We start from the raw sequence: 26,262 nt of genomic DNA, 5'->3' as shown, positions 1-26,262 counted from the left end.
TGCAATGCAGCTTACTCCCTTTGTCGAGTTTACTATCATAACAAGCGGTTCTGGCGGCGGGTTCTGCGCAAGGTGATCGCCACCGCAAGTATCGCCACTATGAAGCCTACCGCCGGCACGAGCAGAAAGTAGTACGCGCCCGCCACGTGATATAGTTCTTTCACTTTCTCAGATGTTTCAACAAGCCGCGACACGAGCGTTATCACGAGCAACATCACGATAGTTACTACCATAAGCCAGACACATACAAGGGACTTGACGCGGTTGTGTCTGGCGGCGGTTAGGTTCTGGGCCGATGGTATTTCATGAGAAAGAACTTCGCGCGCGGCCTCCAAATCGCCTCGGAGGAAGCAGTTCAATGCAAATCGAACCGCTCGACACGCATCATCTTGCAGTTCCGCTGCTTCAACGCTGCGACCGAGCAGTTGCCGGGCGACCTTCAGATCTTTGGCGCTCATCATCGCGGTGCAAGCGCCGTCCCAGGTGATTGCTGCCTTGGAACCACCGGCGAAGAGTGTAATTCCGTCGGCACGCCATTTATAGTCCTGCACCAGCCAGAGTCCACCCAGAAACTTCGCAAACGAGAGCAGTTCCATCCTGGTCAGCCTGCACTCCAGCGATTGATCATCCTCGAAGTCCCCGAAGATGCCCAATGCGCTGCCCGTGAACAGATTGAAGCCGACTCTTTGGGGCATTTTCTGCTTGGCGAAGTACATTATTACAGTCATCAACAGCATCGCTATGAAATACAGCCAGACCGCCTGGAAGAAAGCCCCAGCGACAGTGGCAATGAAGAAGATCGCGATCGCAAGCGCGTATCCAATTGCCGCTGTGCTCGTGTTTACTCGAAGAAGCTTGAATACCTTCCAGATCATATAGACGCAACAGATGCAGGATATCTGGAGCAGAATGCTTGAACCGAAGTGCTGCGCCAACAGCCAGTAAACCACGAAAGTTACGAACATCATGACCGCTAATTTCATGTAGCCGCGTCTGATAAACGCTTTGATTGACCGATTCTCAGGTTTGTCCTCAAGGCTGGCCTCGTCCAGCTTGGAAAACATCGTTAACAACGCAAATATCTGAACCGCTGCAATCCACAATGCGAATGAGAGGCCGGCTAACAGTTTGCCGAACACGGCAAGCGCACCACCACTGCTGATTGCGCCTGTCGGCGAAAGCGGAAGCAGAACGAGCACCGAATGCGTGAAGTTTTTCCTGGGCTGAAGATCGCCGAGCGCGTCCTCAAGATTCTTCTCCAACTGAATACGCAGGGCGGTTCTGGCCCGGTGGAGCCTTGTGCGCAGAGCCTGCTCGGTTATACCAAGCGCTGCGGCAGTCTCGGCTGTGCTTTTGCCTTCGATGTAATAGAGAGTGAGAGCCTCACGGTGCACATCGGGAAGTTCGGCGAATGACTGCCAGAGATGCTCCTTAGGCGATTCGCACTCATCGTGACCGGATTGTGGTTCAGCAGACTCAAGCAGTGCCCACCTCTGCTTGAATGCATTATCGCGTCTGGCTCTGCGACTCAGCGAAGTGCAGACATTGCGCGCGATTCTGGCGAGCCAGCCCTGAAACTTATCGGGCTCACGAAGGGTTGCGAGATATGTGTAGGCCTTGATAAAGGTTTCCTGCGCGGCGTCCTCCGAGAGATCACTGTCGCCCAAACGGCTCCATGCGATGCCATATACCATCTTCTTATACTTCTCGATCAGAGACTCGTAGCCGGTCTTGTCACCCCGCATAATGTCGCTTATCAGTTGTGAATCGTTAATCTGCATTACCCACCTCCGGCGTCTTCATACTTAATGACACCGGTTATAGGAATATGTTACAAAGTATTTTGTGCGATCTAGGCGCAGAGAATATGTCGGCGAATGTGCGAAAACCGTTTTTCGCACCAGGGGATAAGTGTGGAATGGAGATCGAAGATGATGGCGTTAAGTCGGGTAATCAGCGGTACGCCTCATCTCTGCGCAAGACACCATATACCCGAACAAGATGCCGCTCGTCGTGAATGCGATATAGTATTCTGTAGTCGCCAACACGAACGCGCCAGGTTGGTTCATTATGTCCTTTGAGCTTTTTGCAGCCGGACGGCCTGGGCTGTGCCTGCAGATTGACGAGTTCATCCATCACTCGCTCTTGCCCACTTACAGGCAAATCACGAATCTGTTTCGCAGCGCGATTTTCTACTTCGACACGGTAGTTCACGAAGCTTTCCTGAGGACCTGCCTGAGGTCATCAAGTGAAACAAATCCTTCTGCGGATGCCTCTACTTTATCTACATATTGCGCATCACGCAAATCTTCGAGCTCGCTGATTATTGCTTCAAAAGCCTCTATCGGAAGCACTACGGCAGTCCGATGCCCTTCGGAATCCACAATATATGTGGCTTTGTCAACAGCACTCATGCCATTACTCCTTTTGCAGCTTGTAACCGTATTTTACCACATACTGTTCGAACAGAGAAAAAGCCCACAGGGCGAACGCACGAATGAACGTTTTGTGACGATGTTCAAACACGTCACTCGTATGATGGGTAAGGATCTCCGAATCCTTACCCGAGAACCAGTGCCGGATCTCCGAATCCGGCTATTCCAGCAAAGGTTACGGGGTTCGGAGACCCCAATTCGGCATTAAGGTGACGATTCGGAGATCGTCACCTATCAGGGACGTCATTAATACCTCTGCAAGCTAATAAGCCCGCGGCAGTCCCAAAACTACCACGGGCTTAATTCGCATTATATCATGTTGCCTGCCAGCCAGGTTTCAGGCTTTCCACCCTCCACTCTCGACTCTCAACTACCCAGCCACAATATTAACCAGTTTCCCCTTAACCACAATCACCTTGCGTACGGTCTTGCCTTCAAGGTCAGCCTTGATCTTCTCGCTTGCCATTGCGGCGGATTGCATGGCGTCTTCGTCGGAGTCGGCGGGAAGGGTGATCTTGTCCTTCACCTTGCCGTTTATCTGAGCCACTATCTCGATCTCATCAGCCTTCGCGACCTCGGGGTCATAGCTAGGCCACTTTACGTTAAGTGTGAATCCCTGCTTGCCGATGCTCTCCCACAGCTCGTCGGCAATGTGCGGTGTCATCGGGGAAAGCAGCAGCACCAGCATCTCGACAGCTTCACTCATCACAGCCGACTTGCCGTCCGAGCCTATGGTGTTGGCAAACGAACTCATCTCGTTAGTCATTTCCATGAGAGCGGCGACTGCCGTGTTGAACGCGAACTTTTCTATGTCCTCGCCGACCTTGCGGATCGTCTGGTGGACCTTACGCCGCAGAGCCTTCGCCTTGGGGTCGGCTGCGGCTTCATTGGCGGCTTTGGATGCCCAGTCCGGGTCGAAGCGCTCTGCGTAGTCGTTGACCAGCCTCCACACGCGTCCCATGAACCGGTATGCGCCGTTCATGCCGTCTTCGTTCCACTGAACCGCGTCCTCAAACGGTGCGACAAAGAGTTCGTATGTCCTCAAGGAGTCCGCGCCGAACTTTTCGGCCATGGCGTCCGGGGTGATGACGTTGCGCTTGGACTTGGACATCTTCACGAACTTCCAGATGATCTTGTCCGGGTCCATCTTTGCTGCTTCCTCAGGGAAGAGCGGGATCAGATCATGCTCCTGCTCGTCATCATCTTCTTTCTCGACCACATCATCCGCCTGCATCATCCTGTGAGGGGTAGACACAAGCACCATCCCCTGGTTCATCAGCTTATGGAAAGGCTCTACAAACGGTATAAGCCCCTCGTCGTGCAGCACCTTAGTCCAGAAACGCGCGTAGAGCAGGTGCATGACCGCATGCTCAGCCCCGCCGACATACAGGTCCACCGGCAGCCAATATGCCGCCAGGTCCTTGTCGAACGCAGCCGAATCGAGATGCGGGCTGACGAACCTCAGGAAATACCAGCTCGAACACGCGAACCCGCCCATAGTGTCTGTTTCACGTTTGGCCGGAGCGCCGCATAGTGGGCATGTGACATTCACCCACTCGGGTATATTCGCGAGCGGCGACTCACCCGACCCGCTGGGGACGTAATTCTCGACATCCGGCAGCACCACGGGCAGTTGGTCCTCGGGCACGGGGACCTCGCCGCAGTTATCGCAGTGTATGACCGGGATAGGCGCTCCCCAATACCTCTGGCGGGAGATCAGCCAGTCGCGGAGTTTATAGTTGACTGCCTGCTTACCTCGGCCGGTCTCTTCCAGCCATTGGGTAACTTTCTTTTTTGCCACAGCTCCCGGAGTGCCGGAGAACTGGGCTGAGTTTATCATGTCGCCATATTCTGCATGGAAGAGCACATCGCGATACCACTGCTCGCGATAGAGCACTTCCATCAGTGTGCGAACACTTTCAAGTGATGGTGAGCGCTTTCTGAGCATCCGCATAATCCGAACGCCCGTCTCCACCGAGTCGTACGGCATAATGCCGTGGTTTGCAAAAACAAATGCCCATACCGAGCCGACTACCTCTATCCAGCCTTCGGTGTTTTGCAGGTAATCACGGGCTATATCCAGATAAGTCTGCGCCTGCTTGTCGCCATGCATAGTGACATAATAGAAACTATCTTTTAGCTCAAAGTCTATACCGGCCTTTTTCAGAGCTTCGTCAAATCCCGGCTCAACAACATCTTCAAAGACCTTGCTCTTCGATATTCCATCGGTACGGTCTATAACGGGTATGATGGGAATCCCGAACTTCAGAGCGAACTCGAAGTCGCGCTCGTCATGCGCCGGCACAGCCATGATAGCGCCGGTCCCATAGCCCATCATTACATAGTCCGCGATCCATATAGGCACGCGGTCACCGTTTACCGGATTGATTGCATACGCGCCCGTAAAGACGCCGGTTTTTTCCTTCTCGGTCGACTGCCTCTCAATCGCGCTCTGCCTCTGAGCCTGCTTGCGATACTCGGCTACAGCCTCTTGCTGCTCCGGTGAGGTGAGCTTATCGACCAGCGGGTGTTCCGGCGCGAGGACCATAAAGGTAGCGCCCCAAAGTGTGTCCGGACGGGTGGTGTAGATAATGATCTCATCGCCCTTTTCGGACTCGAACCGCACCTCCGCGCCCTCGCTGCGGCCTATCCAGTTCTTTTGCATCAGCTTGATCGACTCGGGCCAGTCTATCGTGTCCAGATCGTCTATCAGTCTGTCGGCATATTCGGTTATCTTAAAGAACCACTGCGGCAGGTCTTTCTTTTCTATGAATGAATCGCATCTCCAGCACTTGCCGTCCTTTACCTCTTCGTTTGCAAGCACAGTTTTGCAAGACGGGCACCAGTTGGCAGGCGCAAATGATCGATATGCCAGCCCTCGCTTATAAAGCTGCAGGAATATCCACTGAGTCCACTTGTAATAATCAGGCGAGCTGGAGTTGATCTCGCGTGACCAGTCGTAGCCGATCCCGATCAGGTCCATCTGCCGCTTATATGTGTTGATATACTCCGGCACGGTCTTTTTGGGGTGGCTCTTCTTTTTGATGGCCTCGTTTTCTGCCGGCAGACCGAAGGCGTCCCAACCCATCGGGTGGAGCACGTTAAAGCCGTTCATGCGCTTATATCTGCAGGCTACATCGGTCGGAATGTAGTTCCGGCAGTGGCCTACCGAAAGCCCCGCGCCGCTGGGGTAGGGGAAGAAGTCGAGACCATAGAACTTGGGTTTATCGGTCGAGTCTTCAGTCTTGAAGAGTCCGGCTTCCTTCCATCGCTTCTGCCATTTCTTTTCTATCTCCGCGAAATCGTACTTTCGGTCGGCCATATATTCACTCCTGTACATATTTAACCGACGCAGCCACAGTTTGTTGTGGTTTGCGTCGAGGCAATACCTGACTATCTTACCCACCTGATTATAGGATTCGCGCAACCGCAGTGTCAAGGCGAACGGGCTATGGATAGACGTCGATGCACTTTTGTGGTAACCTGATGGTTGATTTTATATGCTATGAAAGGTGTATCCATAAGTGAGTGAACCGTTTCATCTCAGTACAAATCCTCTGCCTCCGCTTGAGATCGTCAGACTTCTCGAGTCCGGTTCTCCGGAGGTGGATCGTTATCTGGGAGAAGATATATATGTCAACCAGGACCCCGAATATCTTGCCCGGCAGAGAAAGCGTCTTGCCGACACCCTAAAGCTGCATGCCAAGCGTGTAGGTGATAGACCGACGTTTCTCATACGCGCTCCGGGCCGGCTAAATGCGTTTCTTGAGTATCTCGATATGTGCGCAGGCGATCATATGTCTACGACGATCGACGGCGACATACCCGCCGCAGTATCTGTCCGTGATGACGACCATTTGAGTATCTCCAACATAAACCCTCTCTTTCCGGACGAGGATCTCTCCGTTATCGAGGAGTTCAACCGGTTTGCGACGGCTTCATGGGAAAAGCATGCATCCGAGCTTGATGACACATGGGACAACCGCACGCTTATTTACCCTCATTACGGGCGCAAGCAGGGCAACTGGCTCAATTATGTTTTAAGCCCCTACCTTCGTGTGCTATGGGACGACCGCAAATTTGATATCAAGGGGGCCGATATTACGTTCGGGACTGCAACTGTGCCTTTTAGAGCGGGGACCAGTTCGTCTTCAGCGGTGGTTGTTCTCTCGTTCCTGGCAATGTATCTTACTAACCGCGACCGGCTTCCCAAATGGAGCATTCAGCAGGTGTGCAAACTCTTGGGTGAGGCGGAGTGGTATGTAGGCACACACGGCGGCGCGAACGATCAGACCACCATACTGCGCAATCCCGCCAACTGCGTATTGTATAACCGTCACTCGCAGGCCGAACTTGACTCGACTCCGCTTCCTTTTGTGCGAGGGGTGCATGTCGTGCTGGCCAACTCCCTCTGGGAGGTAAACAAGACCCTCGGCGGCAACCAGAGTTTCAACATGAGGAAGGGTTGGATGCAAATGGGCGATGAGCTGATGAGGCTGATCATCGCGGCAGTGCGCGAGGCGCAGAGAAATGGTCAGGCATCCGGCGATGGATGGCTTGCCAGGCTATTGAATGACCGGTTCGGTTTCAAAGTCGGCGGGGAACTGCCCTTATTGGAGTCGAACCCGGATTATTGGGAGAAGATCGAGCGAAATTACGCCAAGTTCGGCAGCTTCCATGAGGATATCCTCGGCATCCCCGATGCAGCTATAAGCGAACTTATGCTCCTATTGCCGGTGAAGATCACGCCAAAAGAGGCAGGACGCATCTTTGGTAAAGAACCGCAGGTCATTGAGCGGCTTTATACAAAACCGCGCCGAAGCATCGGCGGATACCACATCCGCACCACAGCTCGATTTTTCTATAGAGAGAACATGATTGGACGGACTCTCGAATCGATATTTCTCGAGGCCGAGCGGCGGATAGAGACAGGTGAACTGACCCCCGACTCGCCGGAGTACGACCAATATCGCGTCAGAGTAGGCCGACTTGTGGACGAACTCCAGGATGCGCTTTCCTTCGACTTCCGCGTCTCCAATCCGCAGTTGGACCTGCTGCTTACGATTGCGCGCAGAGGTCCGGGCTATCTGGGAGGCAAGCTGACCGGCGCCGGTAAGGGCGGATGCGTATCTTTACTGGTCAGAGAGAGCGAGTCCGGCGCTATGTGCGAATATCTGGACAAAGAGTACTACGGTCGATCGGAGCGCTTTGAGTTCTACCGTCAGGTCCTTGAAGACGAGCGCCGCACGAGCCAGCCCGGCAGCATTGAGCACGGCTCAGCCGAGGAGAGGCTGAAAATATTTGATGCGTCACTTGCTTCAATACCTGACCAGCGCAGGGTTATAACCTTCAGCCATGGAGCATGTGCATTGGAACTGCCCGGAACGGTATAAGCGATGGACGAGATCAAACTGATAATTGCCGAGGACGAGCCTGTTGCGCGGCAGGCGATGGCCCGGCTATTTGATCTTGAGACCGATATCGAGGTTGTCGGTGAGGCCGAAAACGGCGAGATTGCAGTCGATCTCGCGCGCCGAATGCTGCCGGATGTCATATTGATGGACATTCGCATGCCCAAGCTCGACGGTATCAAAGCGACCCAGATGATCAAGCAGGAAATGCCGAATGTCGCGATTGTGATCCTTACAATATATGACGACGACACAAACGTCTTTGAAGCTATCAAGGCAGGAGCCATCGGATATATTCTCAAGGACAGCCCCATCGACGATGCCATGAATGCTGTTCGCGCCGCATATCGCGGCGAGGGGATTATGCATCCCGCTATAGCGGGACGGGTAATGAAAGAGTTTGCCCGACTTCACAATGAGCGCTCGACCGATCTCAAGATGTTTGCGGACCTTACGGACCGCGAACGAGAAGTCCTCAAGCTGATAGCGCAGTCCAAGCGCAACTCCCAGATTGCCGAGACCCTGTTTATTAGCGAGAAAACCGTAAAGAATCACGTATCGAACATCCTCTTCAAACTCCAGGCCAATGACCGCACTGAAGCCGCGCTATATGCGGCAAAACATGGGCTTGTGGAATAGCTTGTGGTCTCCAATTTTAGTTCCACGCGCCGATAATTATGCATATTGATCCACTTTGAAGGAATAATTGACCAGATTGTGGAAAAGGCTCATCAGTATGTATACTCGTTTTAAGGAGGAGTAAATGAAGGTTTTGCTCGTTATAATGTGTGCGCTGGCAATAGTTATAACAGCCGGCGCGGTGTGCGCAAGCGATCTCAACTTCGGAAGCTATGCGCGTTCAGTGGCTATGGGAGGCGCGGGTCTGGCAATGACGGATGATACGTCTACTTCGTCAATCGTAAACCCCGCCGCGGCAGCCGCTATAGGCACTAAATTTCAATTCATCTTTCCAAGTTTTGATGTTCACACTCGCGGAGCCACTTTCAGCGACCTTACCGACCGGACAAGTGAGGTGTCAAGCGGAGACGATGATGACGCATTAAAGCTCATCAGAGACTTCGGCAAGCAGGACACCAAGCTTAATTTTGGGGTTGTGACCGGATTTGCTGGCACATTTGGCGTAACAGCCGAGGGTGAGGCTCAGGCTGTAATCAGTCCCAGCACGTCATTTGGCGAATGGGCTACTGCCGGAACTCCAACTTCAGTAGCCGACCTGAAGAGTATGACTTTTTCGGATCCCACAGTCAAAGCCGCTATCGATGCAGCGTTGGCAGACGATAATATCAACGGTGACGATGCAGCAAATATTGTCAATGCCATTTCAGGCGATACTGATTTAGTCGGCAGATATGTATATGCGCTGCCGGCCGTCAATTTGAGCAGAGGGCTTAGCACAAAGAACGGCAAACTCTGGCTTGGAACTCGAATGCGCTGGCTGCACAGTGAAGTTCACGCCTGGCACGTGTCGCAGAAAGAAGGTGTTACAGACAGTATCAAGCTGGATGCCACCGAAGACATGAAATCAGAGGATGATGGCTTCGGAGCGGATTTGGGGTTCATCTATCGACCTCAGAAATCTTCATTGCAATATGGAGCGGTCATAAATAACTTCTGGGATGCCAAACTGGAAGGGATCGAGACTCCTCGAATGTTGAGTGTAGGCATCGCCGCGCAGCCCAATAGAAGATGGAAATTTGCGGCTGACCTCGTCAATGTAAACAAGGCATATGATGAGGGCACCAAACTGAGAATGGGCACAGAGCTGAGTGTTACTGGCAGCCTCGCACTGCGCGCAGGCTACTCCGGTGACTCATTTACCTACGGCGTCGGAATCTTCGGTCTGAACTTTGCGTTCTCAGACGATGCCCCTAATCTGATATCGAGAGTGCTCAGGTTTTAGCTGACGCGCTGCCCATTATAATTTGAAACCCCTCCGGGTATCTTACCAGGAGGGGTTTTTATTTGTCACTTGTCACAGTATAATAGAGTTGGAATTGCAAAGGGGGACACAGATACGTACGACGTAATTGTTCTTGGCGGCGGTCCTGCCGGCCTGACGGCGGGCATATATGCGTCCAGGGCGAGGCTATCGACGCTCCTGGTGGAGAAGAACTACCCGGGCGGACAGTTGATGATGTGCGAGAGCATCGAAAACTATCCTGGTTTCGCCCAAACGTCTTCGGGCTACGATCTCTCCAACGCGATGCGCGAGCAGGCGGAGAAGTTCGGCATGAAGACCAGAATGGCCGAGATCGACCACATAGACCTCTCGGGCGACATCAAAGTCCTTCACGCAACAGACGGCGAGCAGATCAGGGCTAAGACCGTGATCTTGAGCCTGGGCGCCAAACCGCGAAAGCTCGGTGTGCCCGGCGAGAAAGAGTTTCTCGGAAGAGGAGTGTCATACTGCGCGGTCTGCGACGGCGCATTTTTCAAAGGCAAGAAGCTTGCAGTGATCGGTGGTGGCGACACAGCCGTGGAAGACAGTGTGTTTCTTACCCGATACGCCTCCGAGGTCTCGATCATTCACAGGCGGGACAAGTTCCGTGCCCAGCGTATCATTCAGGAGAGGGCTCTTTCGCATCCGGTAATAAACGTTCACTGGAACAGCGTAGTAAAGGGTATCGGCGGAGTTGATGCGGTCGATCACCTGGTACTGGAGAATGTCATTACGAGGCAGACTGTGAAGGTGCCGGTCGACGGAGTATTCATCCTCATTGGCCTTGATCCGAATACCAAAATGCTCGACGGTCAGATCAAGTTGGATGAGAACGGCTACATAATCACCGACGAGAATATGCAGACAAATATACCCGGTGTATTCGCGGCGGGCGATGTCCGCAGAAAGATGCTGCGGCAGATCGTCACGGCCTGCGCGGACGGCGCAATAGCGGCCACTGCCGCCGAGAAGTATATAGAGTCCCGGCAGGAAAACAGGAAATAGGTAACGGATAATAGATAGCAGAGCAGATATCGGCCGACCCATATGACAAATATTACACTCCGAAGGGCATTCAAGCTGGCGCTGTCGATCTTAGCGATTGCGACGGCTATCATACTTGTTGCCGCGCTGGCGATACTTTATAGGATCCATATTGCGAACGAGTGGCAGCAGTACGCCTCTGTCCGGATTATGAATGCGCCCCAAAAGGGTGATCGAGTGATGGTGTTCGCTCCCCATTCCGACGATGAGACCCTCGGCTGCGCAGGCATGATTGCAAGGGCGGTTGAGAACGGAGCGAGTGTCCATGTGACGCTTATCACCAACGGCGATGGGTTCAGGTTCGCCGTCGGCAGAGCATATAGGACTCTTAAGGTTACACCACAAAGATGCATTATGTTTGCATACAGGCGGCAAAAAGAGACTCTCAGCGCTCTGTCGATCCTCGGCCTGTCGCCAAGACAGGTTACATTCCTCGGCTACCCGGATAGGGGCATCGCCCAGATGTGGAACAAGTATTGGGACAGGGACACTCTTTATCTCTCTCATGCTACTAACTCCGACCATTCCCCTTATACCGATTCGCTGACCCGGCACGCTCCGTACTGCGGGGAGGCGCTGATGGGCGATATAATACACGTTTTGGAGCGCGACAGACCGACCGACGTCTATCTGCCTCATCCTCTGGACAATCACCCCGACCATTACGCGACCTACTGCTTTGTCGCTGCGGCCATCGAGCAGCTCATCTCAGAGCATCATGGATTTGCGAAGAAGATCAGGATCCACACTTATCTGGTCCATCGAGGTGACTGGCCTGTGCCTAAGGGCTATCACCCCAACGATCCGCTGGCTCCGCCATACGCTCTGGCATCGGGTGATACCCAATGGAAATCACTGCCATTGGGACCGAATATCGCTAAGCTCAAGCGTAAGGCTATCGGCGAATACAAGACCCAGACGGCAGTTGAAAAAAGCTTCATGATGAGTTTTGCCCGTGGCAATGAGATATTCGGCGACATGCCGGATCGTAAAGTGAATAGGGTCGAGCCATGGCAGATGGCTGTTGACGGCAATCCGGATGACTGGCGCGGAATACCTCCGGCGGTTGTGGACCCGGTGGGCGACTATGTAATGGCGGGTCTGAGCAAGGGCGGGGATGTGCGCGCTATATATTTGTGCTCGGATAATGACTATTTATATATGCGTGTCGACTGCGCGAAGAAGCTCTCTAAGCAGGTGACTTATACGATCAACGTCCGCGGGATCAGTGATAAGGACTCGGATGACTGGTATACAGTGTCGATTAAGCCTCCCTACAGATGCACACCAAGCAATACTCGCTGGGCATACAAAGACAACATATTGGAAGTCGCGCTGCCTCTGAGCAAACTGCGTCTTGAAGAAGATATGTTTATCCAGGTCAAGACCACCACTATGAAAATGACAGTGGACCAGACCGGTTGGCACTCAGTAGAGTTTGGGGAAGAGACCAAGTAGGCTTGATTTCGGGTTTTGAGCAAAACGAACTGAGCGTGAAATTTGAATATTTGAGCGTGAGGAGTTCGTTTTGGCTGTTTTTTTACATCAGTAATTCCTTCCCTTTGTTGTGATGCTTCGAGAGCGTATGCTCCGAAGCGGCTGCATAGGACTTCGGGACATTCGTCCGCGAAGCATATGGTGCAGAAATTGTTTCCTCATAATTATAAGACGGCTTCCAGGCCAAAATGTGGTTAACAGACCATGGTATTTCAGTTAAATGTTGTTCACGGGCAGTGAATGGGTGATGGGTGTCAGGTGTTGGGGGATGGAGTTTGGGTGGTTTTGAGCTTGAGGCATGGCTGGAAATGCTGTGAGGACTAGATGGGGAGTCCGGCGGCTTCGGCAGCGGGACAGCAAAAGACTGATAGGCTTGTACTAAATTGACTGCAACCGAAGCAACTAAAACTTGGTAGGCAAGCACTCCACTAGAAGCTACGCCTGTGACTGCCAGACCAGCGCCGATGAGCGGTGACGCTATAGCCAATGGAGCTATCACAGCTCCAATGCCAGCTCCCGTCAATACGGATGATACAGTAATTGCACGGCCCATTGCAACATCAGCAACTGCACTGGTAATTCCCCCTAAGGCAGCCCCAATGCTCATTGTGGTGAGACAACCACCTATCGAGAAATCCTTGCCGTTTGGATCTACACGGTTTATAGGTTCAGATGAGCAGTATGAATAGCCGGCCCGAAACATAGTAGAGTCCCTACTTACAAACCTCCCAGTCTGAGGATCGTACCACCTCGCTCTAAGATAATAGAGCTTGGTGGTGCGGTCGAGCATCTGGCCGGTGAAGAGGAAGTTGTTCCACGTCGCTCCGTCTGCGATTAGCTTACCATAAGGATCATAGACATACTGGGCAACCGGCGTACCGGTGGAATCTGCTATTGTCCGGGTACTGCCCAGGCCGTCGTAGAAGTAGTAATACTCGCCACCCCTACTTACCTTCAGCAGGTCATCACCATACGTATACTTGGTAACGGTCGTGCCATCATCTTCTACAAGCACTACAGGCAGTCCGGCGGAGATATCCACCGTGTACTCAGTAACCGTGGTTCCATCGTCCCGCTTTACCATGTTGCCGAGAGGGTCATAGGTATACAGTTATTCAGTTGTCAATGTTCAGGAAAATCCCGCTGAAAAATTCCGCCTACATCTCATTGTGAGAATTCGTCGATCTCTTTCTTCCTCTTGAGGAAAATTAACATATCTTCCATATTTAGTTCAATAAGACCAACGCAATGATTCTCATCCATCAATTCTGGATAACCCCAGATGGCATGGAGAAAACTTACTCCAAAACCCCTAAAATTGAAATGCCAGTTTGGCGGTAGACGATCATCAACTACTTCAAATAACTCGGCATTATACCAACCAGCATGAGACATTCTTTGTTGCGGATTTCCAGCGATATCAACTAAGTAATCTACTCTACCGCGCCATATAGACATCCCATAAACAGTATATATATATCCTATATCAACAGGGAACTCAGAAGTTATAAGATCGCCAGCATCAAAGGATGTTTGTGACAATGCTCTACCCGTATTTGCAACGCATTTGACTTTCATCTATATATATACCTCTGCCAAATTATCACTTGAACTTGAAATCATCGTATATATTAGTGCCTTTTTGATGCACATAGTGTATAGTAGTGCTTTTGCTGTCAGGTCCTCTATGTACATATTGCATTTTTATCCAGCCATCCTCTTGAGGCCATGTATCATCCGTCATAGGAACTTTTCCTTCTAAGCTTTCTCCCCCTGCTGGGTTCGATAATACCTCCTCCATAGCCAACTGCTCGGACAGGTTCTCAGGGGTGCAACGCCCAGTGCTTCCTTTGCCCGCCAACATCCACGGCTCTTTTCCAGAAGCTGCTAGAGCATTCGAGTATTTTATCGCCGCTCTGGTACCCACTACAGAAGCCAGCATCAATGAGAATGCGGCTATCTTCTGCTTTATTGTACCGCCACGTGCCCAAACCTCATAATTTAAGTACGCTGATGACCCAACTCCTGCAATCCCCAAGCCTACGGCTGCCGGCGCCCAGGCATATGCTAATGGCCCAAGAACAGCCCCGACTGCCGCTCCCTGAATAACCGACGAGAATGTTATTGCTTTTCCTAGTGCGTAATTGGCTACCGCGCTCGAAATACCTCCAAGTGTTGCGCCAATAAACGAAGCTGCGGCCATGCCCCCTATGCTGAAATCGTGCCCAGTCGGGTCTACTCGGTCTATCGGATCGTCACCACAGTAGACGAAACGATGCAGGCTGGCTGGATCACTATCATCTCCAATGAACGTATCCCTGCTCACAAACCTCCCACTCTGCGGGTCATACCACCTTGCTCTGAGGTAATAGAGGCCGGTGGTGCGGTCGAGCATTTGGCCGGTGAAGAGGTAGTTGTTCCACGTCGCTCCGTCTGCAATTAGCTCACCGTATGCGTCATACACATACTGAGTGGCAGCTACGCCGGAAGCATCAGTGATCGTCCGGGTACTACCCAGGCCATCGTAGAAGTAGTAATACTCGCCACTGCGGCTTACCTTTAGCAGATCATCGCCGTAGGCGTACTTCAACGTATTTGTGCCGTCGTCTTCTATCAGCACAACAGGCAGACCAGCGGCGATATCTACCGTATACTCAGTTACCGTGGTTCCATCAGACCGTTTTACGAGGTTGCCGAGAGGGTCGTAGGTAAAATCACGTTATTCAGTTGTCAATGTACGCATTCTTTATTTCATTTGGATAAGCAACCGCTCGTTTCACAGCTCATCTGGAGACATATTCTCGTACAGATAATCCAAGAAACTGTCATGGTATGTTGTTTCCCTTTCAGGATTCAAATCTTCATTAGTATCTGAATCAATTAAGGCAATTGGGAATGCATCAAAGTTCAGATTCACTCCATCCAAGATGCAAAAGAAACTGTGAAACAGTCCCATACATTCACTTACAACGACCCTCTGCAGTGCCAACAAATCCTCTTTCGAAGTTAACTTTTGTTGCATGTACTCATAATATTTAGCTACATTACCAGGTGGTATTATAGAATCACCGCTGATACGCCTTGAAACCGTAGTGCCTGTCGAGCGAAGTAAAAGCAGCAACTCCTCATAAAGCCGTTTTCTTTTTTCTTCTATATTCATTATTTTTAGCTCCCTCTCTAATTACTCAATCGGCAAGAAGAGATGTCCATATTTTGCATCGATTTCCTGCATCTTGAGTATTATATCGCGCGGTGAAGGCACTACATCGCCTAAACTCCTTTTCCACGCATTCCATTCCTTTGAGATTATATAATGGTTCTCCCTGAGTATAGGCCTGAGATTACCTAGCACATCAACAACATTTGAGCCCATAACTTTCCGCCATTCTTGGGGTATTACATGATGTAATTCAACTACTTGCTCCCCAACTGTCTTCGGGACTTTCGGAAACCAATCCTCAAAAACTTTCCACCAGCCAGATGAATACTTAGGTATTTTAATAAGCGATCGCAGTAGCCCCTCACTTACCTCTTCCGTTACTTCTTTTCCAATGACCCTCACTCCTTGCCCGAGAGCCACTCCAGGAACTAGGCTCATTCCAGGTGGAAGAGCATCGCCCAGTACCATCTCGCCAACAAAGCCTGATACGTTGATTATGGTGAAAGCGTTTGCATACAAGAATGTCATCATTCCCGTAGACGTAATTACCTCGCCGAGGGAATCACGCCCTGTGGGATCGATCAGATCCACGGGGCTACTTGCGCAGTACGAGTATCTGTGCAAGCTCAAGGGCTTTAGTTTGGTGCCCTCAAACGTATCCCTACTCACAAACCTCCCCGTCTGCGGATCGTACCACCTTGCTCTGAGGTAATAGAGGCCGGTGGTGCGGTCGAGCATCTGGCCGGTGAAGAGGAAACTGTTCCAGGTAGCACCGTCTACAGATTCAGTAGATAGCTTACCGTAAGGATCATACACATACTGAGCGACCGGCGTACCGGTGGAGTCTGTTATTGTCCGGGTACTGCCCAGGCCATCATAGAAATAGTAATACTCGCCACTTCGGCTTACCTTTAGCAGGTCATCACCGTAGGTGTACTTGGTAACGGTCGTGCCGTCATCTTCTATAAGCACAACAGGCAAACCGGCGGCGATGTCCACTGTGTAAGCGATTGTGCTCGTGCCTTGGGTCCTCTTCACCAGGTTGCCCATCGGATCGTAGATATACTCGACAGTCCACTGAACCGCACCATAACTCTGCACCTTAATCAGGCGGTTTTCATATGCTGCGGGAACGACACTTTTTATCCACCTGAGAATTCCAGCAAGACCTTAGTTCCCGCAGCACGTAGTTCTATTCTTTCTTCATCCCAAGAACATCAGCAGCCTTCATAAACGAAGTCAGCAAATCGATCGGCACAGGGAAGACAATTGTGGAGTTGTGCTCAGCGCCCACTTCTGTAAGGGTCTGTAAGAATCTAAGCTGCAGAGCCTGGGGGTTCTGGCTGATGATCGCCGCGGCGTCAGCAAGCTTTTGAGCAGCCTGGAACTCACCCTCGGCGTTGATGACTTTGGCGCGGCGCTCGCGCTCGGTCTCGGCCTGGTTCGCCATTGCGCGCTTCATGCTCTCCGGCAGGCTGACGTCTCTGACCTGCACACCGGTCACTTTGATTCCCCACGGCTCGGTAGCTTCGTCGATTATGGTCTGCAAATGCATGTTGATCTTCTCACGCTCTGAGAGGAGTTCGTCGAGTTCGGCCTGGCCTATCACAGAGCGAAGAGTCGTCTGAGCCTGAAGCGAGGTCGCCCTGATCCAGTTCTCGACCTTGGTGATCGCGTTCTCGGCGTTAACCACCTGGAAGAAGACGACTGCATCGACCATTACCGAAACGTTGTCGCGTGTGATGATCTCCTGCTTGGGCACGTCCATGGTGATAACGCGGGTGTCGATCACTATCATCTTGTCGATAACCGGCCAGACGAACCTGATACCAGGCAGTTTGACATGATCGAAGCGCCCAAAACGCAGCAGCACGCCCCTGTCCCACTCGCGGATTATGCGGATCGAACTGATCAGCACGATTGCCAAGAAGAAGATAATTACACCCAGAAAAGCGGTCAAAGCTTCCATTTGTTTCCTCCAATATTAGTCTTCGTGCTTGCGCACGGTAAGTCTGAGACCTGTCATAGATACGACGTCTACACGCTCGCCCTTTGATATTGCGCCGTATTCGCTGTTGGCGGTCCAAAGCGAGCCGTCCACGAATATTTCGCCTGTCGGGTTCAGGTCCGTTCTTGCTTCCCCGATATGCCCGACAACACCTTCCCTGCCCGATACGTAAGGTCGCCTCATCGCCCTTATACCCAGGCTGATTACAAAGAAGAAAAACGCGCCCGTAACGAGCGTGACGGCGATAAGCACCCACAATGAGACCATAAACCCCTCCGATGACCGAAACAGCATCATAAGACCAAGGAACAGGCTAAACACTCCGCCTGCAGATAACACTCCGTGCGTAGGCGCGAATAAATCGATCATAAAGAGCACTATTGCCAGCACGATGAATGCGAAGCCCGCAGTGTTTACAGGCACCACAGAGTATGAGTAGAGCAGCATCAGCGCTGCAATCGAGCCGAGCACACCGGGGAATATCGAGCCGGGGTTGGCAAGTTCGTAAATGATGCCGTACATCGCGATCATAGTCAAAAACAGCGTGACATATGGATTGCTTAAGAAGTGCAGGAATGAGTCCATCATTCCCATCGGCATCTCTTTGAGCGGAGCATCGGCTGTGCGAAGAGTGATAGTCGCGCCGTCCGTCTTTACTTTGCGGCCGTCTATCTTTTCCATAAGCTGCGAAGTGTCGTCCGCAATATAATCGATCACGTTCTTTTTGAGCGCGGCGGATGCTGTCAGTGTAGCCGCTTCACGCACCGCCGAGGCTGCCCAATCGGCGTTGCGGCCCCGTTTCTCGGCAATGGAGCGGGCGTACTCGGACGTATAGTTGACCTGTTTTCTTTTGAGTGTCTCGTCCGTCTTTTCCGATTCGCCGCTCGGGCTGATATTGACCGGCGTTGCCGCTCCTATGCTGCTGCCGGGTGACATAGCCGCCACATCGGCTGCCATAGTGATGAGCGCTCCAGCCGATGCAGCCCACGCACCGCTCGGCGATACATACACAATGACAGGTATCTTAGCCGCAAAGAAAGACTTCACGATCTTTTGCATGGACGAGATAAGCCCGCCGGGTGTGTCCATCACAATAAGCACTGCCTGCGCGCGGCTGGACTGTGCGTTATCGATGCCGTCGCTGATGTAGTCCGCTATGGCCGGGTCGATCTGGCCGTCTATATGCAGGACGTAGACTGGCGCGACTTTCGCCGCATGCGCGGCAAAAGGCAGTAGAAACAGCAATATCGTTATCAGTATGATAGAGCGCTTCATAATAGGTAGATTCTATATGTAAAGCTACAAGTCCTTTATCTCCAAACAAAAAGCGACCAAATCAGGATGTTTTTAAGGTTCATACGTGTAAAACAATCACATTGCTTTGTAGATAAAGAGCATCGCTATTGCATCTAACCTAATGACAAACGGTTAAGGAGGCTGCATTTGCCGGTTTCGGAGAGAGATCTGACGGCCAGAGCACAGAATGGGGATGTCGCTGCTTTTGATGAACTGGTTTCTCGTCATCAGGATCGGGTTTTCACACTTGCGTATCATATCCTAGGCGATGCGGAAGATGCGGCAGATGTTCAGCAGGATGCGTTTCTGCTTGCATGGAAAAACCTTCGCAGCTTTCGTGGGCAGGCGTCATTCGGAACCTGGCTGCACAAAATTACCGTCAACTGCTGCATGAGCGTCAAGCGAAAGAAGACGGCTTATGTTTACCACGAAGAGTTGGACGAAGACGAACCGATTTGCAGCGGACAAACTGCAACTGTTTGTCAGGACACGTTGATCAACGCCATTACAGTGAGGCAGCTATTGGCAGATTTGCCAGAGCGGGCCAGGATCGCACTGCTGCTGCGGGAAGTCGACGGTATGTCGATAGATGAGATCGCAGATGTGATGGGGGCTTCCTATAGGGCTGTGGTTCAGCAGCTCTGGAGGGCCAGAAAGTTGTTTCGTGAGAGGTTCCGGCAGTATTTTACGGAGGACACAAAATGAGACTGGACTGTGCGCATGTTGAAGAAGCGATCTGGAATACGGCCCGCGGCGAGCATGAGTTGACTACAGATGAATTTCACCACATCGAGCGCTGCCACTCATGTAAGCAGGCAATGGCGGATGCCAAGGCGGGTCTGGCAGCGCTTGGCATCTTGAAGCCGTGTCCTCCCGCACCTGATTGCAGGGATTGGATCATGTCGCGGATAAACCCGGTCAGGCCGATCAAATCTCGGATGCGATTTGCATGGGCGGCTGTCCCGGTGTGCGCCGTGGTTATATTGGCGGCACTCTTCTTCTCCATCAATAATCGGCGGGTTGAAATCGCCAAACCTGTGGCAAGTATAGCGAGTAGACAGCGTAAAGCACCCAGCGCGGATCGCTCGGCTCATGTCAGGGTTGCACAAAAGCCTGCGCAAGTGCGCCAAGCCAATGTGGCCGCTGTGCAGAGTCGAATAACTCCACAAAAGGCGCCGCACAAGCATAGACACGTATCTATCGCGTTGCGAAATACGCTTAGCCACAAGCCAATTATTGCCAAGGTGTCTAAAGCGCGGACAAAATTAGGTGTTGCTAAACAGGTTGCCTCCGCGCCTCCGAAACCGTCTGAATCTAGTTCGGCAGTCAAAGCCGTTTCTTTAACCTGGTCGCCTGGCTTCGGCAATGGTGAAGTCTCATATCAATACACCGAGGAAGACAAAGCAACCGGAGAAGTGATAATCAGGCACACAACAATCAGAGACAACTCGATAGACGTCAGGGTAGAGTCAACCAAAGCTCCACAAAAACCGACAAGTAAGATGCTCGACCAGAGTAAAGCTACTGATAGCGGCATGGCGTGAAATCGCCGATAAATTCGAAAACAGGAGACCAAATCGATGAGAAAACTTACCTTGTGTTGCTTGGTTATTGTTACAGCTATGCTGCTGTGTTGCGGCGCTCAAGCTCAGGACCAATGGAGCATAGACGCAGGCCCGCTGCAAGTGAACATATATATGTCCGAGACAGCCAATCTTTATCTGGTGATCGATCAAATGTCTCTGCTGGAAAATGCGAGCTATATTGATTATTTTGAGAAGCTCCCCGGCGGGCTGAGCAAAGAAGATAAAGAGCTTCTTTCCCAGCATGCTGCAATCAGCAAAGAGAAAGAATGGCGGCTGCATTTTTATTACACTCCGCTTGATCTGGAATCGGCCATCAGTAAGGCCGTAAAAGATAATGTGCTCACTGAGCAGGAGGCTCAAACGGAACGTGTGGTCTTCAATCACTTCAAGAGCCGTGTCGATGGGCTGCTTGCAGAACTCAAACCCTCGATGGTCGAAATGGCCGGCGAGCTCGAGAGCAAAAAGCAGGACCTTACTGATTTTGCGACCCAGTTCTCACGATTTACAGGATGCGACAAGCTGACTGTGCCTGTCTACCTGGCCGCCGTCAAGTCCGGTGAGCATTCACATTGGAGCAATGCTTCCAACGGCACAATTGCGATATGGGCTGGCAGCCTGACTGATTTATATGACAGCCTTTCCTGGGACATATGCGGCGTCTATCTGGCGACAAAGCGGGACGTTTTGGATGCGACAGTGCATTCTGTGAATGGGCTTGATAGCTGGGTGCTTTCTCAGGCCATAAGTTATGCATATAGCCCAAGTATGTTGGGTGACGATGGCCTAGCTAGACTGGAAAGAATTGCTTCGCAGAATGTCAAGCGAGGCGCAAATTTAAGTGAATCATACACGGCAGCCACTCTGCTTGGTCTGGCACTTCAGCCGATACTAAAGCAGGCTCTGGATGATCAGAATCAAACGCTTGAGACATTTTTGCCGAAAGCAGCCGACACATGGCGCTCACTTCAGGCTTTGAGCAAGGCCATGAACGCCAATCAAAATGGTCACGATTATCGCACAGATCCAAGGCATTCCATTCTGTCTTTCGGTAATGTCGGTTGGGATGCAGTCCAGACTCTTGCAAAAAACTATGGCTACAACCTTTTTGGGCGCGACAATTCACTTGGTTCATATAAAGAGTTGTTCGGTAAAATAGCCAAGCCCGGAGACACGGTCATTCTGCTCCTTTCGCTCGATGATCCGCAGCGTGTCCCTGATGAGTATAGCGATCTGATGCCCATTCCCTGGCCGGACATCGAAACCAAGCTGAAACAAGGGCAGACAGTATTAAAGTGGGGTAAAGCCCGTGATATGAACGTGCTGCTGATTGCTGCGCCGACTAAGATGGATGCGCGCAGTGAGCTTCAAAAATTGGCTGAGAAGCCGGATGCTCTCAAGAATCCATAGGTATCTCTGGTAATACCAACCAAATTGCTATAATGCGGTCTATATACCGGCCCGGCTTTTCTGGCGCGAAATGTGTCTGAAAAAGTCGGGCTACTTTCTTTACTTTACCCAATAAACTTGATAGAATGAGTACCCGTGATACACTTAACAAACACGGAACGATTGACCTATGTTTTCGACCTCGACGGGGTGATCTACCGCGGTATGGAGCCGCAGCCCCATGCGAACGAAGTCCTGGCAGAACTCAAACGCCGGGGACACATCGTCCGCTTTTTCACCAACAACGCCACTAAAACCAGGCTCTCTTACGTCTGCAAGCTCGAGAAAATGGGTGTTCCCGCAACAATAGATGAGATTATGACCTCGTCGTATGCCACAGCGCTCTACTTTGTCGAAAAGAAAGCAGTCGGCAAAACTGTATACCGGATCGGCGAGAAGGGAATGGCCGAAGAGTTTGAAGCAGTGGGGATGCACGTGATATACGATCAGGACGAGCCTGATGCCCCAATCGATTTTGTGACAGTGGGCCTGGATAGAGAGTTTAACTATCGCAAACTCGTACGTGCCCAGCATGCGATCCTGGACGGCGCTCAGTTTATTGCCACCAACGAAGACGCGACATTTCCGATAGAGTCCGGCGCGCTGCTGCCTGGAGCCGGTGCTATTGTTGCGTCGGTTCGCACGGCTACATCTGTGAAGCCGTTTGTGGTAGGCAAACCGGAGACCTATGCTTACAATAAAGTGTTGGAGCTTGTCGGGTGTCCGGCTGAGCGTTCGGTGATGGTCGGCGACAGGCTGGATACGGATATAGTCGGCGGCAACCGCGCAGGCGCGCGCAGCGTGCTGGTGCTTACTGGGGTGACCTCGCGTGAGCAGGCAATGCATGCAAACGGCGAGGCGAAGCCGGACCAGATTATAGAGACACTTGAGGGACTGCTTTGATACCGATTGCGCTCACAATAGCGGCTTCGGACTCGTCGAGCGGAGCCGGAATACAGGCCGACCTGGCTGCTTTTCGCGATATGGACGTCTACGGGCTGTGCGCTGTGACGAACGTGACCGTGCAGGACTCGCACGGGGTGCATAAAGTAAATAAGGTCCCGCCGATGGTCGTGACTGCGCAGATCGACGCGGCTATGCGCGATTATAATGTCGGCGCATGTAAGATCGGGATGCTCTACTCGCCGAGGATAGTCGATGTTGTGGCAGAGCGAATAGCCAGGCGCGAGATACCCAATGTGGTGCTCGACCCTGTGATGAATGCAAAGCGCGGCGAGGTGCTGCTTACCGGCCCTGCGATCAAGCGCATGAAACGCCGGTTGGTTCCAAAAGTGACTCTGATCACGCCCAATGCTGACGAAGCTGAAAAGCTGACGGGAATTGCTGTGAAGAATGTCGCATCAGCAAAGGATGCGGCGAAAGCATTGGTTGAAATGGGTGCGCGGCATGCGCTGGTGAAGGGCGGTCACATCGAGGGCGAACCGGTGGATGTCCTTTTTGATGGACAGGACTTTCATGAGTTTGCCGGCAGGCGGTTTGAGAAGAATATGCACGGCACAGGCTGCGTGCTGAGCGCGGCGATAGCGGCAAGGCTGGCACATGGAGACGATGTTTATTCTGCTGTCGAGGCTGCAAAGGACTATGTGTCTAGAGCGATAGAGCGCTCGGTCAGGCTTGGCAAAGGCAATTTAGACTACTTTTTCAAATAACCACCAAATATAAAATCTAAAATCTACAATACTAAATCAGTTGGGGGGTAATATGGGCACAAAATTCATATTCGTAACCGGAGGTGTGGTGTCGTCCGTGGGCAAGGGAATTACCACGGCGTGCCTGGGCAGGCTGCTGAAGAACCGCGGGTTTAAGATCACGGTTCAAAAGCTCGACCCTTATATCAACGTGGACGCGGGCACTATGAACCCGTTCCAGCACGGCGAGGTCTTCGTCACGGACGATGGAGCGGAGACAGACCTCGACCTCGGCCATTATGAGAGATTTGTCGATGAGAACCTCTCGCAGCTCTCGAACGTGACTACAGGCCGGATATACGACACGGTTATCCGCAAGGAAAGACGCGGCGACTATCTCGGCGGCACGGTCCAGGTGATCCCGCACATCACCGATGAGATCAAAAACCGCATCAAGACAAACGCGGCGCAGACCGGCGCGGATATCTCTATAGTGGAGATCGGCGGCACGGTCGGCGACATCGAGGGTACGCCTTTCCTGGAAGCTATAAGACAGTTCCGCAAAGACGTCGGACCGGAGAATGTGATGTATGTTCATGTCACTCTGATCCCCTCGGTCGGACCGTGGAACGAACTCAAGACCAAGCCCACCCAACACTCTGTCGCCAAGCTCCGCGAGGTCGGTATTCAGCCGGATGTGCTCATCTGCCGGACAAAGAAGAACATCAGTAAGGAGATGCGCGATAAAATTTCGCTCTTCTGCGATGTGGATAAGAATGCCGTGATAGAGTCCAAGGACGCCGATACTATCTACGAAATCCCCCTGCAGTACGAAAACGTCGGCCTTTCGGATCTGGTCATGAAGAAGTTCGGTCTCAAGAACGGCAAGGGTGACCTGAGCGAGTGGAAGAAGATTGTCGATATTATCAAGAAACCCAAGCACAAGGCCGTAGTCGCCATTGTCGGCAAGTATGTCGATAACGGCGATGCGTATATCAGCCTTGGTGAAGCTGTCCGCCATGGCGGAATCGCAAATGATACCGGTGCGCAGATTAGGTGGATCGACTCGGAATATCTCGAGCAGGGCGAGGAGCGCCTGATGGAGAAGCTGGGTGATGCTGACGCGATAATTGTGGCAGGCGGTTTCGGCGCGAGGGGCGTCGAGGGCAAAGTGGCCGCAATCAAATATGCGCGTGAGAACGGCGTGCCATTTTTAGGCATCTGCTTCGGGCTGCACTGGGCAGTGGTCGAGTTTGCCAGAAACGTCTGCAAGATCAAGAAAGCCAATACTGAAGAGGTCGACCCGACTACTCCCGATCCTGTGATCCATCTGCTGCCGGAGCAGGAAGGAGTCGAGGACAAGGGCGCCACAATGCGGCTTGGGGTCTATCCATGCTGCGTGCAGGACGGCACTTTGGCTTCTAGGCTCTATGGGACCGATCTTGTCTATGAGAGACATCGCCATCGATTTGAAGTCAACAACGCCTATCGTGTAAAGCTGGAGCGCGGCGGGCTTGTCTGCTCGGGTGTCTCGCCTGATTACAGACTGGTGGAGATAGTCGAGTATAAGAAGCATCCGTTCTTCATCGCGACGCAGTTCCATCCAGAGTTCAAGTCCCGCCCGAACCGTGCTCATCCATTATTTGCAGGTCTGCTCAAGGCTGCGCTTGATTATCAGGTATCGAAGGCATCTGCAGCGAAGTAAGGGGATTTTTATCGCGAAAGTTCTTATGTCTCCAGGTATCTTACCTGGAGACATAACCGAGGTGGAAATCTCCCTCCAGGTAGGGATACCTGGAGGGATTTATTGTTAGTTCCGGCGGGTTAGGAATATACGTGGGTAATACATTATCAACCGTGGCATCGATCTTCATTCTGCTCCTGGTCGGCTACGGCGCAAAGAAAATAGGTGTCTTGAGCCAAAAGGACGCTCCGTTCATCACCTCTCTGGTGATCAACTTTACTATGCCTGCGTTCGTAATTCTTGCGATCCACGGCAAACCGCTGAATGTGGATATGATGAAAGCCCCGTTTTTGTTCTTTGCAGCAGAGATGGCAATAATGGGGCTGGCGTATTTGATAGCCCGCACTCTTAAGCTGGACCGCCGGACCACCGGTGGGCTTTTGCTTGCATCCGCATTCGGCAATACGGGGTTCCTGGGATATCCGGTAATCAGCGCTGCTTTTGCAGGCAATGACCACGCCATGCCTTCTGCGGTTTTGATGGACGCGTTCGGTATGATGTTCATCTTGAGCACGATAGGTGTCGTGGTGGCTGAGAGCTTTACGGGTTCGGAATTTGAGTGGCAGAGTCTATTGGGCTTTCTGAAGACGCCTCTCTTTCCTTCTACAGTGCTTGCGCTTATTCTTCGCACTGTTCATATACCGGATATGATTGTCTCCACGCTGCAATACTTGTCTGCCGCAACTGTCCCGCTTGTGATGATCGCAGTGGGGCTGAGTCTTTCGACAGGTTCCATGAAACAGTTTCCGGTCGCACTCGGCGCATCTGTCATGCTCAAACTCGCGATCCTACCGGTGCTTGTTATACTTGTGATGCATCTTGCGGGAATCCATGGGACGATATATAGAGTGGGGGCGACTCTTGGGGCCATGCCCACGGCAGTGATCTCCGGTGTAATCGCGTCGAGGTACGGCGCGAATGGAGCTTTTGTGGCTGCAGCAATAGCTTTGAGCACGCTGATCGGCGTGGTGTCGATCCCGGTCGTGTTAATGATAGCGCATTGATACTGGTCACCCATATCGAAAC

23 protein-coding genes are annotated in these 26,262 nt (G+C 52.0%); 12 read left to right on the top strand and 11 right to left on the bottom strand.

All coding sequences use genetic code 11. The features are described 5' to 3' along the window. Nucleotides 1-35: 35 nt before the first annotated feature. The 4 genes from ABFD83_02110 to leuS form a co-directional block, all read right to left on the bottom strand. Complete coding sequence (locus tag ABFD83_02110) at nucleotides 36-1,781, bottom strand: RNA polymerase sigma factor (GenBank protein ID MEN6355860.1); 1,746 nt, start codon at nucleotides 1,779-1,781, stop codon at nucleotides 36-38. A gap of 172 nt (nucleotides 1,782-1,953) precedes the next feature. Next, nucleotides 1,954-2,214, bottom strand: coding sequence for a type II toxin-antitoxin system RelE/ParE family toxin (locus ABFD83_02105; protein MEN6355859.1), 261 nt, complete (start codon nucleotides 2,212-2,214; stop codon nucleotides 1,954-1,956). After that, nucleotides 2,211-2,414: a hypothetical protein gene (locus tag ABFD83_02100; protein MEN6355858.1), complete on the bottom strand. Its 204-nt coding sequence runs from the start codon at nucleotides 2,412-2,414 to the stop codon at nucleotides 2,211-2,213. Before ABFD83_02100 ends, ABFD83_02105 begins: the two co-directional genes overlap by 4 nt. Before the next feature lie 391 nt (nucleotides 2,415-2,805). Beyond that, nucleotides 2,806-5,757: a leucine--tRNA ligase gene (gene leuS, locus ABFD83_02095; protein MEN6355857.1), complete on the bottom strand. Its 2,952-nt coding sequence runs from the start codon at nucleotides 5,755-5,757 to the stop codon at nucleotides 2,806-2,808. 202 nt (nucleotides 5,758-5,959) lie between these two features. Here leuS and ABFD83_02090 point away from each other — a divergent pair, with 202 nt between their 5' ends. The 5 genes from ABFD83_02090 (at nucleotide 5,960) to ABFD83_02070 (ending at nucleotide 12,308) form a co-directional block, all read left to right on the top strand. After that, a complete protein-coding gene (locus ABFD83_02090) occupies nucleotides 5,960-7,828 on the top strand; it encodes a hypothetical protein (protein MEN6355856.1) in 1,869 nt (622 codons plus the stop codon). Between the two features lie 3 nt (nucleotides 7,829-7,831). Continuing rightward, entirely contained in the window at nucleotides 7,832-8,485 is a 654-nt protein-coding gene (locus tag ABFD83_02085; protein MEN6355855.1) for a response regulator transcription factor, read from the top strand. A gap of 124 nt (nucleotides 8,486-8,609) precedes the next feature. Continuing rightward, nucleotides 8,610-9,767, top strand: coding sequence for a hypothetical protein (locus tag ABFD83_02080; protein ID MEN6355854.1), 1,158 nt, complete (start codon nucleotides 8,610-8,612; stop codon nucleotides 9,765-9,767). Between the two features lie 69 nt (nucleotides 9,768-9,836). After that, entirely contained in the window at nucleotides 9,837-10,811 is a 975-nt protein-coding gene (trxB, locus tag ABFD83_02075) for a thioredoxin-disulfide reductase (protein MEN6355853.1), read from the top strand. Between the two features lie 42 nt (nucleotides 10,812-10,853). After that, a complete protein-coding gene (locus ABFD83_02070) occupies nucleotides 10,854-12,308 on the top strand; it encodes a PIG-L family deacetylase (GenBank protein ID MEN6355852.1) in 1,455 nt (484 codons plus the stop codon). Between the two features lie 82 nt (nucleotides 12,309-12,390). Here ABFD83_02070 and ABFD83_02065 read toward each other — a convergent pair whose 3' ends face one another. The 7 genes from ABFD83_02065 to ABFD83_02035 all read right to left on the bottom strand — a co-directional run bounded on the left by ABFD83_02065 (nucleotide 12,391) and on the right by ABFD83_02035 (nucleotide 18,790). Then, the gene (locus ABFD83_02065) at nucleotides 12,391-13,431 is read right to left on the bottom strand and encodes an RHS repeat-associated core domain-containing protein (GenBank protein MEN6355851.1); all 1,041 of its coding nucleotides are present in this window, start codon (nucleotides 13,429-13,431) and stop codon (nucleotides 12,391-12,393) included. 80 nt (nucleotides 13,432-13,511) lie between these two features. Continuing rightward, nucleotides 13,512-13,925, bottom strand: coding sequence for a phosphoribosylaminoimidazole synthetase (locus ABFD83_02060; GenBank protein ID MEN6355850.1), 414 nt, complete (start codon nucleotides 13,923-13,925; stop codon nucleotides 13,512-13,514). A gap of 25 nt (nucleotides 13,926-13,950) precedes the next feature. Next, complete coding sequence (locus tag ABFD83_02055) at nucleotides 13,951-14,967, bottom strand: RHS repeat-associated core domain-containing protein (protein MEN6355849.1); 1,017 nt, start codon at nucleotides 14,965-14,967, stop codon at nucleotides 13,951-13,953. Nucleotides 14,968-15,123: 156 nt separating this feature from the next. Further along, the gene (locus ABFD83_02050) at nucleotides 15,124-15,507 is read right to left on the bottom strand and encodes a hypothetical protein (GenBank protein ID MEN6355848.1); all 384 of its coding nucleotides are present in this window, start codon (nucleotides 15,505-15,507) and stop codon (nucleotides 15,124-15,126) included. Between the two features lie 21 nt (nucleotides 15,508-15,528). Then, nucleotides 15,529-16,608 (bottom strand): RHS repeat-associated core domain-containing protein, encoded by a 1,080-nt coding sequence (locus ABFD83_02045; protein ID MEN6355847.1) that lies wholly within the window; start codon nucleotides 16,606-16,608, stop codon nucleotides 15,529-15,531. 91 nt (nucleotides 16,609-16,699) lie between these two features. Then, on the bottom strand, nucleotides 16,700-17,476 hold the full coding sequence (locus ABFD83_02040) for an SPFH domain-containing protein (protein MEN6355846.1): 777 nt from the start codon (nucleotides 17,474-17,476) through the stop codon (nucleotides 16,700-16,702). Between the two features lie 15 nt (nucleotides 17,477-17,491). After that, entirely contained in the window at nucleotides 17,492-18,790 is a 1,299-nt protein-coding gene (locus ABFD83_02035) for a nodulation protein NfeD (GenBank protein MEN6355845.1), read from the bottom strand. A 168-nt stretch (nucleotides 18,791-18,958) separates the two neighbouring features. Between ABFD83_02035 and ABFD83_02030 the strand changes: the two genes are divergently transcribed. From ABFD83_02030 to ABFD83_02000, 7 genes are all read left to right on the top strand, one after another. Next, entirely contained in the window at nucleotides 18,959-19,516 is a 558-nt protein-coding gene (locus ABFD83_02030) for a sigma-70 family RNA polymerase sigma factor (protein ID MEN6355844.1), read from the top strand. Continuing rightward, nucleotides 19,513-20,355, top strand: a complete 843-nt coding sequence (locus ABFD83_02025) for a hypothetical protein (GenBank protein MEN6355843.1) — start codon at nucleotides 19,513-19,515, stop codon at nucleotides 20,353-20,355. The genes ABFD83_02030 and ABFD83_02025 overlap by 4 nt, the downstream gene beginning before the upstream one ends. Before the next feature lie 36 nt (nucleotides 20,356-20,391). Further along, nucleotides 20,392-21,804: a hypothetical protein gene (locus ABFD83_02020; protein ID MEN6355842.1), complete on the top strand. Its 1,413-nt coding sequence runs from the start codon at nucleotides 20,392-20,394 to the stop codon at nucleotides 21,802-21,804. Nucleotides 21,805-21,939: 135 nt separating this feature from the next. Next, a complete protein-coding gene (locus ABFD83_02015; protein MEN6355841.1) occupies nucleotides 21,940-22,746 on the top strand; it encodes an HAD-IIA family hydrolase in 807 nt (268 codons plus the stop codon). Continuing rightward, nucleotides 22,743-23,513 carry a bifunctional hydroxymethylpyrimidine kinase/phosphomethylpyrimidine kinase gene (thiD, locus tag ABFD83_02010; GenBank protein ID MEN6355840.1) on the top strand — a complete coding sequence of 257 codons (771 nt, stop codon included), beginning with the start codon at nucleotides 22,743-22,745 and terminating at the stop codon, nucleotides 23,511-23,513. The genes ABFD83_02015 and thiD overlap by 4 nt, the downstream gene beginning before the upstream one ends. Before the next feature lie 52 nt (nucleotides 23,514-23,565). Further along, the gene (locus tag ABFD83_02005) at nucleotides 23,566-25,197 is read left to right on the top strand and encodes a CTP synthase (GenBank protein ID MEN6355839.1); all 1,632 of its coding nucleotides are present in this window, start codon (nucleotides 23,566-23,568) and stop codon (nucleotides 25,195-25,197) included. Nucleotides 25,198-25,328: 131 nt separating this feature from the next. Then, nucleotides 25,329-26,240 carry an AEC family transporter gene (locus ABFD83_02000; GenBank protein ID MEN6355838.1) on the top strand — a complete coding sequence of 304 codons (912 nt, stop codon included), beginning with the start codon at nucleotides 25,329-25,331 and terminating at the stop codon, nucleotides 26,238-26,240. Nucleotides 26,241-26,262: the final 22 nt, after the last annotated feature.

The organism is Armatimonadota bacterium (genome assembly GCA_039679645.1).
In the GTDB taxonomy this organism is placed as follows: Bacteria; Armatimonadota; UBA5829; order UBA5829; family UBA5829; genus UBA5829.
Note: the sequence above shows the minus strand (reverse complement) of the source record. Positions and strands in the feature narration are given on the sequence as shown.

Excerpts from the sequence above, each read along its gene's own strand:
- ABFD83_02070 (MEN6355852.1), top strand. The coding sequence starts at position 10,854 with ATGACAAATATTACACTCCGAAGGGCATTCAAGCTGGCGCTGTCGATC.
- ABFD83_02020 (MEN6355842.1), top strand. The coding sequence starts at position 20,392 with ATGAGAAAACTTACCTTGTGTTGCTTGGTTATTGTTACAGCTATGCTG.
- ABFD83_02025 (MEN6355843.1), top strand. The coding sequence starts at position 19,513 with ATGAGACTGGACTGTGCGCATGTTGAAGAAGCGATCTGGAATACGGCC.
- ABFD83_02065 (MEN6355851.1), bottom strand. The coding sequence starts at position 13,431 with ATGGTAAAGCGGGACGATGGAACCACGGTTACTGAGTACACGGTGGAT.
- ABFD83_02005 (MEN6355839.1), top strand. The coding sequence starts at position 23,566 with ATGGGCACAAAATTCATATTCGTAACCGGAGGTGTGGTGTCGTCCGTG.
- ABFD83_02035 (MEN6355845.1), bottom strand. The coding sequence starts at position 18,790 with ATGAAGCGCTCTATCATACTGATAACGATATTGCTGTTTCTACTGCCT.
- ABFD83_02050 (MEN6355848.1), bottom strand. The coding sequence starts at position 15,507 with ATGAATATAGAAGAAAAAAGAAAACGGCTTTATGAGGAGTTGCTGCTT.
- ABFD83_02080 (MEN6355854.1), top strand. The coding sequence starts at position 8,610 with ATGAAGGTTTTGCTCGTTATAATGTGTGCGCTGGCAATAGTTATAACA.
- ABFD83_02040 (MEN6355846.1), bottom strand. The coding sequence starts at position 17,476 with ATGGAAGCTTTGACCGCTTTTCTGGGTGTAATTATCTTCTTCTTGGCA.
- ABFD83_02110 (MEN6355860.1), bottom strand. The coding sequence starts at position 1,781 with ATGCAGATTAACGATTCACAACTGATAAGCGACATTATGCGGGGTGAC.
- ABFD83_02060 (MEN6355850.1), bottom strand. The coding sequence starts at position 13,925 with ATGAAAGTCAAATGCGTTGCAAATACGGGTAGAGCATTGTCACAAACA.
- leuS (MEN6355857.1), bottom strand. The coding sequence starts at position 5,757 with ATGGCCGACCGAAAGTACGATTTCGCGGAGATAGAAAAGAAATGGCAG.
- ABFD83_02085 (MEN6355855.1), top strand. The coding sequence starts at position 7,832 with ATGGACGAGATCAAACTGATAATTGCCGAGGACGAGCCTGTTGCGCGG.
- ABFD83_02100 (MEN6355858.1), bottom strand. The coding sequence starts at position 2,414 with ATGAGTGCTGTTGACAAAGCCACATATATTGTGGATTCCGAAGGGCAT.